Raw genomic sequence first — 12,154 nt, 5'->3', positions numbered from 1 at the left:
GATCCCAGCAGCGCCACGCCCCCGAGCGCCTGGCCGTTTATGATCTCGTCACGGTAGACCGGGTGGGAGAGAAGGCTTTTGAGCGACCGGGACTCCTTCTCCCCGGAGACCAGGTCGAACCCGACGGCGATGGCGAGGAGGCTCCCGTAGGAGATCAGCACGAGAAACATCGAGGAGTAAACGCCCTCAACCGGCGGTTTTGCGGGCATCGTCATCCGCCCCGGTTCGTCGAACCGGTCGTCCATCGTCGCCAGTTCCTGGGCATACCTATCCAGTTCTCTCTCGTAGCTCCCGACCCCGCTGTACGTTCCCGCCAGGGCGATGGCGAGGAACAGGGCGAGAATCACCAGGAATCGCCAGCCCGTGACCTGGTCGGCAAACTCTTTTTTGGCCACAATGAAGACCCGTTCCGCCGTCATGCGATCCCCTGGAGAGTCCGACTCTCCCCGCCGGAGACCCGGTCCGGCGCGTGCATTACGCGTGGCGTGTCCGGTTCTCTTTCCGGAACCTGGGTGTCGATCGCACAAAAACCGACCGGTATCCCGGGCAGAGGGTACGTTTCGCAAAAGAAGTCTACTGGCATATCTCCATTTCCTCCGTATAAAGTCTTACTTGCCGGGTCAGAGCGCCGCAGGACCGCGAACGGCCACCACTCACCGCTACTCTCCGGACATCGGTCACCCCGATGTCCGTTCGGCACGATCGGGTTGGCCTGGATGCCCCGTTCAGGCGTCACCATTCTGAGATTGGGCCTCGACGTGCGGATCAATGTTGTGGTCATCCAGATCAATATCGTGATAGTAGGCGTAGGTGCTTTTGCACCGGTCTCCGCGTCCCGGAGACGCTCACGGCGATACCCGCCCAGGCTTGCGCATGCTGCGACCGAGACGAGCGGCGGGATCGTCAGCGAGAATCGGCTCCGGGTGAGAGAGGCGATGATCGTACCTGACATACCGCACCGTTCGGGACGTGGGTTCGGCTGCCGGATCTTGTAACGCTTGATGAGAGCTCAACCTCTCTCTATAAACGATTTCTGTCACGATCGTCTACATGTCAGGGCGTTTCGGTCCATTTCGTTCCGGATCCAACCCTGGCCAACCGAAAAAGAGGGTCGGGCTCCTGCAGGTAGCTCACCCGATACCGACCGCCATCACAACCCTTATGTTTAGGTCAAGCCAAACTAACTAGTATCAACCATGTCGGCAAGAGTTGAGCATCTGGTCGAAGCATTTGGTCGCCTGATGGTCATCAAGAACGAATGCTCTTCTGAGATCTTCTCCGAATGCGGACTCACGGATTTGACGGTGACGCAGATCGCCTACTTAAAGGCCATCGACGAGCACCACGACGTGACGTTCAGCAGGCTTGCCGAGATCACGAGAACCTCAAAACCCACCGTCACGGAGATGGTTAATCGGTTCGTCAGGATGGAGTGCGCGTACCGGCAGAAGTGCCCCGACGACGGGAGGGTCACCTACATCCGCCTGACCGAGAGGGGGCGGATGATAGCAAACGCCGAGCAGAACGCGCTCCACCGGATGATCGAGAGGATAGTACGGGCGCTCGACGAGAACGAAGTGGATCTCCTCCTTGAGATCCTCAAGAAGGTCGGGTAATTTTTTTGGCCGACAACAAAGTTAGGTAAATTCGAACTAAATGATTGGAGTCACCATGCACTCACCACAACCTGATACCAGCGAGACTGTCGTCATACCGCTCTTCGAGACCGTGATCTACCCGGAGACCCGGACGAAGCTCCAGGTCGAGACGGCCGTCGGAGAGGCGTTGATTGCTGCCATGAAGAACGACGGGTCGGTATCCGCGGTCGGGCTGACCGCAAAGTGCGGCGGAGAGCCTTCGGAGAATCCGGCCGGTGCGCTCTATACGACCGGAACCCTCCTCGAGATAGCGCACATACAGCCCGCAGACGACGGCTACCTGGTCTTTGCGCATGCAACCTGCCGGGTGAAGGCCGTAACGCTCTCGGAGAAAGGCGGGCTGTTCTATGCCGTCCATGAACCGCTCCCTGACGTACCGGACCTCGACGAGGATGCCCGGGCGGAGATGCTCGCGGGCGTCAAAGCGGCCGTCCACGAGCTCAGCGGCAACTTCCAGGGATCTGAGCAGTTCACCCGCTCCGTCGACAAGATGGAGTCCGTCGACCAGATCATGGGGTTTGTTCTGCCCTTCCTGCCGGTGGGCGTCGGAGAGAAACAGCCTCTCCTCGAGACGGTCTCCGTCCGGGAACGCTACACCGCGTTCCTCCGGCTCCTGGTGAACGTAAACGAGAGCATCAACCTCCGGATTGAGGTGGCCAGGAAGGCTTCTGAGAAGGTCGGGAAGGCGAACCGGGAGGCGATGCTCCGCGAGCAGCTTCGGGTGATCCAGGAGGAGCTCAACGGGGGCGAGGGCTCGTCCGGCGAGGAAGGCTACCGGGAGCGGATCGAGCGCTCGACGATGCCCGACGAGGTGCGCAAGAAGGCGTTTGCCGAACTCAAGAAACTTGAGATGGGCGGGAGCCAGCACCACGAGAGCCAGGGGATCAGAAACTACCTCGACCTCCTCCTCGACCTCCCCTGGACGGTCGAGGAGAAGAAGGAGATCGATATCGAGGAGGCCCGCCGCGTGCTTGAGAGCAACCACAACGGCCTCGAGAAGGTCAAGGAGCGGATCATCCAGCACCTGGCGGTCATGAAACTCAAAGAGGAGAAGCAGGGCTCGATCCTCCTCCTCGCAGGCCCGCCCGGTACCGGGAAGACGAGCCTCGGCAAAAGCATCGCGGACGCCCTGGGCCGGAAGTACGTCCGGATCAGCCTCGGCGGCGTCAGGGACGAGGCGGAGATCCGGGGGCACCGGCGAACCTACGTCGGGTCTCTCCCCGGCCGGATCATCCAGGGGATGAAGAAGGCCGGGACGAAGAACCCGGTCTTCATCCTCGACGAGGTCGATAAGCTCGCTGTCTCGCACCTGGGAGACCCGGCAAGCGCCCTCCTCGAGGTCCTCGACCCCGAGCAGAACAGCACGTTCTCGGACCACTACCTGGAAGTCCCCTACGACCTCTCCGACGTGCTCTTCATCGCGACCGCGAACTCGCTTGCAACCATCCCGGCACCGCTCCTCGACCGGATGGAGTTGATCGAGATCTCGGGCTACACAAAGAACGAGAAGTTCGCCATCGCAAAAGACCACCTGCTGCCGGAGATCCTCGAGGAGCACGGCCTCGATGCGGATACACTCAAGGTCGAGGACGACGCCCTCGTGACGATCATCGAGCGGTACACCCGGGAAGCGGGCGTCCGGGCGCTCAAGAAACAGCTCGCCCGGATCGCGCGGTTCGTCTCCACGAAGATCGTCTCGGGGACCGCTGACCTGCCCTATACGGTGACGGCGGAGATGCTCCCGGAGATCCTCGGAAAAGAGATGGTCCGGCAGGACGTGGCCCGGAAAGAGAACCCGCCCGGCGTCGTCACAGGACTTGCCTGGACGCCGGTCGGCGGGGATATCCTTTTTGTCGAGGGTACGTTCATGCCCGGCAAGGGGAGACTCACGCTGACCGGCCAGCTCGGGGACGTGATGAAGGAGTCTGCACAGATATCGCTCAGCCTGATCCGCTCAAGGCTGCCCCTCACTGCGTCCGGGTTCGACTTCTTCGCAAGCGACATCCACATCCACGTGCCGTCGGGGGCGACCCCGAAGGACGGGCCTTCGGCGGGGGTGACGCTCTTTACGACTCTTGCCTCCCTTGTCACGGGAAGAGCGGTCGACCCGACGATCGCGATGACCGGGGAGGTGACGCTCTCCGGCGCCGTGCTGCCGGTGGGGGGCATCAAGGAGAAGGTTCTTGCGGCGCACCGGGCCGGGATCAGGAAGGTCATCCTCCCGCGGGAGAACGAGCGGGACCTCGCGGACGTGCCCGAAGACGTGCGGCGCGAACTTACGTTCGTGACTGTGGATACTGTCGACGACGTCCTGCGCGAGGCGCTCGGGGTAGCGCTCCACGGGCCTGTCGTGCCGTATTCGGAGAGGAGGTGCGTGCCTGCGCACGACCTCTAGCGCCCCTCTCCTCACGTTCTCCTGATTTTTCTGGCGGTTCCCTGCACGGGTTACTCCCGCCGTTCGGCGCGCCTCCCGTTCCGGGGTTTGTACAGGAGGTTTCTGGTCTGGGAGTGATCGGAGGGGCCCGACATATAGACGCGTGTCACAGAGATCGCTTATAGGAGGAGGTCGACCTCTCCCACGTGGAAAACCCGGGTGCACCTGTCCCGGGAGATGCACCAGAGGAAAAAGAATGAAGCAATCTCACGTGGGAGGCATCGCCCTCCTGGTATGCCTGATCGTTGTAGTGGCGATCGCTCTGGGTTCAGGCGCTCAGGATGGCACGGGGTCCCCGGGCGCGGATGACAGCACCCCGCCCCTGGTCATCGGCGACGCCATGACCGTGCTCGTCGCGGGCGCCGCGTCGCTCTCCGATCTCGCGGCCGTCGGGATCCCGGCACCGGAAGAACTGCAGATCCCGAAGGGCATCAAGCGGTACGACGTTGTGACGTTCGACCACGCTGCCCTCTCGCGAGAGATCCGGGATGGACTCCCGCTTTCTATCCATGGTACGGCGTATCGGGCCGAACAGCACGGGATGAACTTCGAACAGATCGATGACGGTATCAACACCTACGAAGGGATGATCGTCGGCGTTGACGAAAGCGATATCCTCCTGACGACCGGGAACAACGCCCTCGTCGGGAGCATAGTCTTCGGCAACGAGACGTTCTGGATTATCCCGGTCGAGCCCCGTGCGCGTGCCGAGCAGTCGGCGTCCCCGTTGCACGTCATATACAGTTCAAAGGATGTGCCCGCGGGGCCCCTTGTTCCGATAGATTAGGAGCCCGCAAAATATTCCGGTGTGGTGATCGTATGGAGTCTAGGAACAACAAACATCTGATTGCCGTAGGGATTCTCGCGTTCATCGGCGTCGTCCTCCTCGTCGCGACGGTTGTAGTTGTGTTTACCGCCTTCGTTACCCTGAGCACGGGAATCGACGGTCTTCCGCAGGAGCTGACTGTGCAGGTGGTCGGGGAAGAGGATCTGCAGAATGTCTCCGTCATCCACCAGACCGATCAGGATTTGAAGCAGCACCCTGCGCTCCTCCTCGCGGCTGTGGTTACAGCGCCGGAGCGTGTCCCATGATCTACGGGTCCGGCATGAGATCGCACCCGCAACTGATGGTGACGAGATGAAACAAACCCCTCTCCTCCTGGTTACGCTGATCCTGCTGGTGTTCGGGGCCGGTTGCACCGATTCCGTGGAGGTTAACGCATCGGAGAACACCACGCCTGCCCCGGTCCTCTACTACGAGCAGGAGAACACCTCCATCACCCTCAACCTCTCGGAGGTCACCGTGGACGTTCCCGGAAATTTCACCGCCAACGTCACGATGGTGCTCGAAACCCTTCTGGCCGACCAGCGGGCCGGGATTCTGCTTGAGAACGGGTGGAACATTACCTCGGTTCGGATGGCCTCGAATGAGGATGACCCGAACCGGGCGTATGTCGAAGTGGAGTTCAGGCACGATGGACTGTCGTTCTTCATCGGGGTCGACGAAACGGCCCGCCGGACGCTCGACGGGCGTTGCGGGGCAGAGTGGTGGCTCTCGACACCCGTATCGGGGCCTCTGCCCGAGGGCTACCATCAGGCAACGGATAAGAGTACAAAAACTTACCACGTCTTCGACGAGCGGAACAAGAGGGTAGCCATGATCTACAACGATACGACGATCTTCTATCTTTACCCGTCGTACTCGATAATCAACATGGAGGGAATACTTGGCTGATCTCACCCTGGCTCGTTTTCCGGTGGTTTTGGAGCAGCAGGTGTCCGTAGGTTCTCAGGAGAGCCGGCCCCCCCGACCGCGCTCGGCCCTGACCCCCTAAACCCTCCTCGCGATCGTCTCGATCGCCTCGATCAGCGTCTTCTGGTGCGGCTTGATGATCGCCACCGGACAGTCGACGATCTTCTCTACGATCGGTGCAAGGATGGGGGCGCAGATGATCCCGAGCGCCCCCTCCTTGTCGGCCCGTACTGCGGCGATGATGCACTCCTCAAGGGAGTCAGCTGAGTAGCCCCGGATCCGGTATTTCCGGTTCCCGACCGTGATGTCGCGGTTGTCGAGTTCGTCGAGCAGGAACCGCGCTGCGATCGCGGCGATGAAACTCTTCTCCCTGGGTTCGAGGGCGTTGACGATCTTCCGGACGGTGGAGAGCCGGGGATCGGTCTTCCCTGACGTGAGTTTGTAGAGGGTGGCGGGCGGGATCCCTGCCAGGTCTGCAAGTTCCCGGGCGGTCATATCCTGGCGGTCCAGTTCTTCCTGGAGCGCCTCGGCAAACTCGGTCTCAAAGATCCTTCGTGACAGCATCACTCTATTGTAGTAGATTATTTGAGATATAATTTTCCTCGTATGGTCACATTTTATGGACACAAGGCAAATCTTATCAAGGCCCGCGACAATTCTCCCCTTATGAACCCCACACCCATCCGGGAGATCACGATCCTCCCCGGCCGGAGCAGGAGCGGCGAGCCGGAGAGGTTCGAGGCGATCACCATCCGCCCGGGCGACACGATATCCATCGTCGGCCCCACCGGCTCGGGGAAGAGCGCCTTCATCAACGACATCGAGGTCTTCGCCCAAAACGACACCGCCACGGGACGGACGGTCCTCGTCAACGGCGCATACCCACCCGAGGAGTTCGTCCGCGACCCGGCGCACAAACCTGTCGCCCTGATCACCCAGAACACCCAATGCCTTGCCGACCTCACGGTTGAGGAGTTCCTTGTGATGCACGTCCGGTCCCGGAAGATCGAGGACGAGGAGATCGTCAGCCGGACGATCGACCTCGCAAACGAGTTTACGGGTGAGGCAATCCGGCCCGATGCCCGGATGACCGCGCTCTCGGGCGGCCAGACCAGGTCGCTCCTGGTGGCCGATGCCGTCCTGATCGCGGCTGCCCCGGTCCTCCTCCTCGACGAGGTGGAGAACGCCGGGATCTTCAAGGAGCGGGTGATCGAGGTCCTCCGGGCCGGGGGGAAGGCGGTCATCTTCGTCACGCACGACCCCCTCGTCTCCCTCCTCTCAGCCCGGCGGATCGTCATGCGGGACGGGGCGGTCGAGCGGGTCATCGAGCCTGACGGCCGTGAGAACGCCGCCCTCAGGGAGGCCCGCCGCCTCGACGGCATCCTCCGGCAGATGCGGGAAGAGATCAGGGCCGGAAACCTGATCACAGGGTCAGTCGGAGCATGAGGCTCGTCGTCATCGCCGGACCCCCCTCCGCCGGGAAGACCGCCGTCGTGCGGCAGACCATCCGTGCCCTCCAGGACCGGCACCGGATCGCCTACCTGAAGATCGACGTCGTCCGGGCGTTCGAGGACGAGGAACTCGCGGCCGAGTTCGGGATCCCGGCACGGAAGGTCTACTCAGGCGACCTCTGCCCTGACCATGCCGGGGTGATGGTGATGCGGGACGCCATCGCCTGGGCCGGGGAGGAGGGCGCCGATCTCCTCCTGGTCGAGAGCGCCGGGCTCTGCCTCCGCTGCTCCCCCTACACGACGCAGGGGCTCGGAGTCGCCGTCCTCTCCGCAATATCGGGGACGAACACGCCCCTGAAGATGGCTGCGATGCTCGCGCTTGCCGACATCGCGGTCGTGACCAGGATCGACCTCGTCTCCCAGGCCGAGAAGGAGGTCTTCCGGGAGCGGATCCGGGAGGTGAACCCGCGCCTCGATATCGTGGAGACGAATGCTCTCCAGGGGACCGGGATGCGCTACCTCCTCAGGGCCATCGAGGACTGCCCTGCGATAACCGACCCGGACGCCATCGTGCTCCGGGGTGCGCCGCCGCTCGGGGTCTGCACCATCTGCATCGGGAAGACCGAGATCGGGTGGCAGCACCACTTCGGGGTCATCCGGAGACTCGAGGGCGCCGACTACCTCTACCGGGGTGACTGACCCTATGGCATGGAGACCGCCCGGGAAGGACTGCGGGGCCTGCGGGGCCCCGACCTGTGAGGCCTTCCTTGCCCTGGTCAGGCGGGGGGAGAAGGACCTCCGTGACTGCGTCTTCTACCCTACCGGGACCGCACCCTCCCGGTTCGAGGGCGAGACCCTCCATTCCGGCCGGGACGTCCTCGGTGTGGAGTATGACTTCATCCTTGAGCCCCTGCCCGGCGAGGTCTCGGCCCGGAAGATCATCCTCCCCTTCCGCCCCGACCTCGTGGAGAAGTGGAAGATTGTGCCCGGGGATATCGTCGTCGGGAGACCGGCCGGTGCGGGCTGCCCGGTCCAGCACGTCCTCTCGGTCCTCCATGCAAGCCCGGTGAGCGGTCTTCTCACCTGTCTGGTCGTCGGCCCCGAGGCCTCCCGGGGCGGAGGATTTAAGGATATTGAGGCATACCACATCGTCGGTTTTGAGGGGATTTGCCGGCCGGTGCGGCGCGAACCCACCTTCGGGATGCGCCAGCGGTTCCTGCCCGGCTACTGCATGATGAACCTTGCACATACGGGTGTCGTGAACATGGTGCTTGCAAAGTCCGCGGGTCTCCATGTGCGGGTGGAGGATATCAGACTATGAAGACGGTTGCAGAGATCGATGAGAAGATCAGGAATGGTTCGGCGGTCGTCTACACTGCCGCTGAGTTCAAGCGCCTCATCCGCGAGGGTGCGGAGGTCTCGGCCGCGGACGTGGATGTGGTCACCACCGGAACCTGCGGGGTGATGTCGGGGACCGCGGCGATCCTTTCGGTGCCGGTCGCGGAACCGGGGGCCTTCGAACGGGCGGAGCGGGCCTGGGTAAACGGGGTTCCCTGCATGCCCGGCCCCTGCCCGAACGAGCGGCTCGGGCTCCTCGACCTGATCGTCTCCGGGACCGCTCACGCCGGGGCGGGGTACGGGGGCGGACACCTCTTCCGCGATATCGTCGAGGGACGCGGGATCGAGGTGGTCGTGGAGGCCGCCGACCGCTCGGTCGAGGCACGGGTGACGCTCGACGACTTCTCCTACGCCCGGCTCTTCACCACCCGGAGCGCCTACCGGAACTACACCGCCTACGTAAACACCCAGCCGACCCGGGTGAAGACGATCTTCTCCCTTGAGGGGCTGCAGGGGCCCTGCCGGGAGGTCTCGGTCAGCGGGTGCGGCGAGATCAACCCCCTCCAGAACGACCCGCTCGGGCTCGCGGTCAGTGCCGGGACGCCGGTCCTCCTGAACGGCTCCGTCGGTATGGTGACCGGCGAAGGGACCCGGAGTACCCCCGAGCGCCCCAACCTCACGGTCATCGCCGACATGGCCGGGATGCAGCCCCGCTACATGGGCGGGTTTAGGACTTCCGCAGGGCCGGAGTGCATCACGAGCCTCGGTGTCGCCATCCCGGTCCTCGACGACCGGCAGGTTGCGGGGCTCCGTGTCCTCGACGAGGAGATCCCCCTCCCGGTCGCCGATATCAACACCCGGGCCATCCTCGGGGAGGCGACCTACGCCGACATCTGGCAGCGGCCCGACCGTGAGGTGACCTACCACCCCGAGTGGTGCGAGGAGTGCTCGACCTGTGTTGTGGCTGCCGTCTGCCCTACGGGTGCGTTCTCCCGCGAGACCGGTATCGACCGCGACCGCTGTCTTGCCTGCACCGCCTGTCTTGCCGCCTGCCCGAACGACGCCCTCGAGGCCGGCGAGGGCTCGCTCCGGGTTCGGGGACGCAAGGTCCCGATCACGCTGCGCCAGTCGGGCCGGACGCTTGCCGAAGACCTCTGCCGGGATTTAAAAGAGCGGATCCTCGATCGCCGGTTCACCTTCACCGGGGGTGGGATGCGGTGACTGAGAAGTACCTCCTCCGGTGTCCGGGGTGCGGCCGGTCCTTTCCCGACCGCTACACCCTCAACTGCCCGTCGGGGTGCGACACCCTGCTCAGGACCGTCTACGCCGAGCGCCGGCTCACCCTCCGGAGCCTCCCCGGAATCTTCCGCTACAAGGACTGGCTCCCAATCGAGGGCCACCTCCGGGTCGATGCCGGCCCGGTCTCCTATGAGAGCGAGCGTCTCGCCCGGGAACTCGGACTTCTCCACCTCACCATCACCTTCTCCGGCTACTGGCCCGAGCGGGGTGCGGGGATGGAGACCTGCTCCTTCAAGGAACTCGAAGCCCAGCCGACGGCCCTGCGCCTCAGGGAGAAGGGGGCCGGGGGGGTCATCCAGGTCTCGTCGGCGGGGAACACCGGCCGGGCGTTCTGCCAGGTCTCAGGCCTGACCGGGGCCCCGGTCGTGGTGGTGGTCCCGACGGCCGCTGCCGGGCGGCTCTGGACGACCGTCCCGGCAGAGAACGTCTGCCTCATCATGGTGGACGGGGACTACTCTGACTCTATAGCCTTCGGGCGGGAGGTCTGCTCCCTCCCGGGAATTGTCCCCGAGGGTGGGGCGAAGAACGTCGCCCGCCGTGACGGGATGGGGACGGTGATGCTCGATGGGACGCTTTCCGCCGGGAGACTCCCCGACTACTACTTCCAGGCGGTCGGAAGCGGGACCGGGGGGATCGCCGCCTGGGAGGCCGCGGAGCGGCTCGTCGCCGACGGCCGGTTCGGCCCCCGCCTCCCGGAACTCCACCTCTCCCAGAACCTCCCCTTCGTCCCGATGGTCCGGGCCTGGGAGGCGGGGAGGAGGACGATCGTGGCCGAAGATATGCCCGACGCTGAAGCCTCGATCGCCCGGGTCTATGCCGACGTCCTCACGAACCGCCACCCGCCCTGGGAGGTCCGGGGCGGGGTCAGGGACGCATTTCTGGCCTCGGGCGGGAGGATGTACGCGGTCGGAAACGAGGATGCCCGAGACGCCGGGAGGCTTTTTGCCGAGACCGAGGAGATCGACCTCGACCCGGCCGCCGCGGTCGCGGTCGCGTCGCTCGCCCGGGCGGTGGAGGAGGACCTCATCGACCCGGGGAAGCACATACTCCTGAACGTGACCGGCGGCGGCTACGAGCGTGCGGCGGAAGACCTCGACCGCTATCCGGTCGAGCCCTTCCTCAGCGTCGCGGCCGGGACGACCCTCGACGGGGACCTCAGGGACGAGATCCAGGCCTGGCTTGCGGAGCAGGGGGTGGCGGCATATGCGTGAAGGATGTGTCCTCGACCGCCTCGCTGCCCTCGGGGTCGATACCGTGGCGATGCTCCCCTGCGACCGGACCCGGGACCTCTGCGCCCTCATCCCGGAGCGGTTCCGTGCGGTGAACCTCACCCGGGAGGAGGACGGCGTCGGGATCTGTGCCGGGCTCGCGATGGCGGGGGCACGATCGGTGCTGCATATGCAGAGTTCGGGGCTCGGGAACTCCTTAAATGCCATCATGTCGCTCACCGTCACCTTCGGCCTCCCCCTCCCCATCCTCGCGAGCTGGCGGGGGGTCTACCGGGAGGCGATCCCGGCCCAGGTGCCGTTCAACCGTGCGGTCCCGGAGGTGCTCGCGGCGCTCGGGATCCCCTTCACGATCATCCGCGATCCCGGGGATGAGGAATTGATCGACGCGGTCGTCCGCGACGCCTACGACGCCATGCGGCCGCACGTGGGGCTGATCCTCCCCTCGTTCTGGGAAGGGGAGGAGGAGGCCTGCCTGCCGGAGCGGGTGTTTCCGAGCCGGGCCCGGGAGTCGGTGGTGGACTACCGCCGGACCTTCCGCGACCCGGTGATGACCAGGAACGACGCAATCGGCGTGATCGCTGCTGCCCTCGACGGCGAGGCGGTGGTCGCAAACATCGGGGTCCCCTCAAAGGAGCTCTACGCGGCGAACGACCGGGACCTCAACTTCTACATGCTCGGGAGTTACACTCAGGCGACGCCGATCGGGCTCGGCCTCGGGCTTGCGACGGATAGAGACGTGGTCGTCCTCGACGGCGACGGGAGCCTGCTCGGAACCGCCGTCCTCCCGGTCGTGGCGGCACAGGCCCCGGAGAACCTCACGATCGTCTGCCTGGACAACGGGGCCTTCGGGAGCACGGGAAACCAGCCTACCCCGGCCTCCGGGCTGGTGGATATGGAACTCCTCGCCCGTGCCGCCGGTATCCGGAAGACGTGCAAGGTGCAGGATGAGCGGGAACTCGAAGAGGTCTGGGAGAGCCGGGAGCGGGGACCGA

At 64.4% G+C, this 12,154-nt stretch carries 13 protein-coding genes; 11 read left to right on the top strand and 2 right to left on the bottom strand.

Annotated elements, in window-relative coordinates; genetic code table 11:
• Positions 1–419 (bottom strand): ABC transporter permease (locus BP858_RS05795; RefSeq protein ID WP_286879078.1); only part of this gene is annotated, 419 nt, incomplete at its 3' end.
• 777 nt (positions 420–1,196) lie between these two features.
• Here BP858_RS05795 and BP858_RS05790 point away from each other — a divergent pair.
• The 5 genes from BP858_RS05790 to BP858_RS05770 all read left to right on the top strand — a co-directional run bounded on the left by BP858_RS05790 (position 1,197) and on the right by BP858_RS05770 (position 5,827).
• On the top strand, positions 1,197–1,616 hold the full coding sequence (locus tag BP858_RS05790) for a MarR family winged helix-turn-helix transcriptional regulator (RefSeq protein WP_062260925.1): 420 nt from the start codon (positions 1,197–1,199) through the stop codon (positions 1,614–1,616).
• A 55-nt stretch (positions 1,617–1,671) separates the two neighbouring features.
• Positions 1,672–4,053: an endopeptidase La gene (gene lon, locus BP858_RS05785; RefSeq protein WP_286879077.1), complete on the top strand. Its 2,382-nt coding sequence runs from the start codon at positions 1,672–1,674 to the stop codon at positions 4,051–4,053.
• 235 nt (positions 4,054–4,288) lie between these two features.
• Positions 4,289–4,879, top strand: coding sequence for a hypothetical protein (locus BP858_RS05780; RefSeq protein WP_145916323.1), 591 nt, complete (start codon positions 4,289–4,291; stop codon positions 4,877–4,879).
• Between the two features lie 32 nt (positions 4,880–4,911).
• Complete coding sequence (locus tag BP858_RS05775) at positions 4,912–5,184, top strand: hypothetical protein (protein WP_014865948.1); 273 nt, start codon at positions 4,912–4,914, stop codon at positions 5,182–5,184.
• Positions 5,185–5,230: 46 nt separating this feature from the next.
• Complete coding sequence (locus BP858_RS05770; RefSeq protein ID WP_014865949.1) at positions 5,231–5,827, top strand: hypothetical protein; 597 nt, start codon at positions 5,231–5,233, stop codon at positions 5,825–5,827.
• Positions 5,828–5,923: 96 nt separating this feature from the next.
• Here the strand turns inward: BP858_RS05770 and BP858_RS05765 are convergent, their stop codons facing one another.
• Entirely contained in the window at positions 5,924–6,409 is a 486-nt protein-coding gene (locus BP858_RS05765; RefSeq protein WP_048104359.1) for a helix-turn-helix domain-containing protein, read from the bottom strand.
• A gap of 102 nt (positions 6,410–6,511) precedes the next feature.
• Here BP858_RS05765 and BP858_RS05760 point away from each other — a divergent pair, with 102 nt between their 5' ends.
• The 6 genes from BP858_RS05760 to comD form a co-directional block, all read left to right on the top strand.
• The gene (locus BP858_RS05760) at positions 6,512–7,291 is read left to right on the top strand and encodes an ATP-binding cassette domain-containing protein (RefSeq protein ID WP_062260932.1); all 780 of its coding nucleotides are present in this window, start codon (positions 6,512–6,514) and stop codon (positions 7,289–7,291) included.
• Positions 7,288–7,995: a GTP-binding protein gene (locus BP858_RS05755; protein WP_214166342.1), complete on the top strand. Its 708-nt coding sequence runs from the start codon at positions 7,288–7,290 to the stop codon at positions 7,993–7,995. The genes BP858_RS05760 and BP858_RS05755 overlap by 4 nt, the downstream gene beginning before the upstream one ends.
• A 4-nt stretch (positions 7,996–7,999) precedes the next feature.
• A complete protein-coding gene (locus tag BP858_RS05750; RefSeq protein ID WP_286879076.1) occupies positions 8,000–8,617 on the top strand; it encodes a (Fe-S)-binding protein in 618 nt (205 codons plus the stop codon).
• Positions 8,614–9,855 carry a methanogenesis marker 16 metalloprotein gene (locus BP858_RS05745; protein WP_062260941.1) on the top strand — a complete coding sequence of 414 codons (1,242 nt, stop codon included), beginning with the start codon at positions 8,614–8,616 and terminating at the stop codon, positions 9,853–9,855. The genes BP858_RS05750 and BP858_RS05745 overlap by 4 nt, the downstream gene beginning before the upstream one ends.
• Positions 9,852–11,144, top strand: a complete 1,293-nt coding sequence (locus tag BP858_RS05740) for a cysteate synthase (protein WP_286879075.1) — start codon at positions 9,852–9,854, stop codon at positions 11,142–11,144. Before BP858_RS05745 ends, BP858_RS05740 begins: the two co-directional genes overlap by 4 nt.
• The coding region (comD, locus tag BP858_RS05735; RefSeq protein WP_286879074.1) for a sulfopyruvate decarboxylase subunit alpha at positions 11,137–12,154 on the top strand (1,018 nt) is incomplete at its 3' end. The genes BP858_RS05740 and comD, both read left to right, overlap by 8 nt.

The sequence above is a fragment of the Methanoculleus sp. UBA413 genome, from assembly GCF_002502935.1.
In the GTDB taxonomy this organism is placed as follows: Archaea; Halobacteriota; Methanomicrobia; order Methanomicrobiales; family Methanoculleaceae; genus Methanoculleus; species Methanoculleus bourgensis.
This window is presented reverse-complemented; position numbering and strand designations above follow the sequence as displayed.

Coding starts and splice junctions, on each gene's coding strand:
- BP858_RS05790 (WP_062260925.1), top strand. CDS start 1,197: ATGTCGGCAAGAGTTGAGCATCTGGTCGAAGCATTTGGTCGCCTGATG.
- lon (WP_286879077.1), top strand. CDS start 1,672: ATGCACTCACCACAACCTGATACCAGCGAGACTGTCGTCATACCGCTC.
- BP858_RS05780 (WP_145916323.1), top strand. CDS start 4,289: ATGAAGCAATCTCACGTGGGAGGCATCGCCCTCCTGGTATGCCTGATC.
- BP858_RS05775 (WP_014865948.1), top strand. CDS start 4,912: ATGGAGTCTAGGAACAACAAACATCTGATTGCCGTAGGGATTCTCGCG.
- BP858_RS05770 (WP_014865949.1), top strand. CDS start 5,231: ATGAAACAAACCCCTCTCCTCCTGGTTACGCTGATCCTGCTGGTGTTC.
- BP858_RS05765 (WP_048104359.1), bottom strand. CDS start 6,409: ATGCTGTCACGAAGGATCTTTGAGACCGAGTTTGCCGAGGCGCTCCAG.
- BP858_RS05760 (WP_062260932.1), top strand. CDS start 6,512: ATGAACCCCACACCCATCCGGGAGATCACGATCCTCCCCGGCCGGAGC.
- BP858_RS05755 (WP_214166342.1), top strand. CDS start 7,288: ATGAGGCTCGTCGTCATCGCCGGACCCCCCTCCGCCGGGAAGACCGCC.
- BP858_RS05750 (WP_286879076.1), top strand. CDS start 8,000: ATGGCATGGAGACCGCCCGGGAAGGACTGCGGGGCCTGCGGGGCCCCG.
- BP858_RS05745 (WP_062260941.1), top strand. CDS start 8,614: ATGAAGACGGTTGCAGAGATCGATGAGAAGATCAGGAATGGTTCGGCG.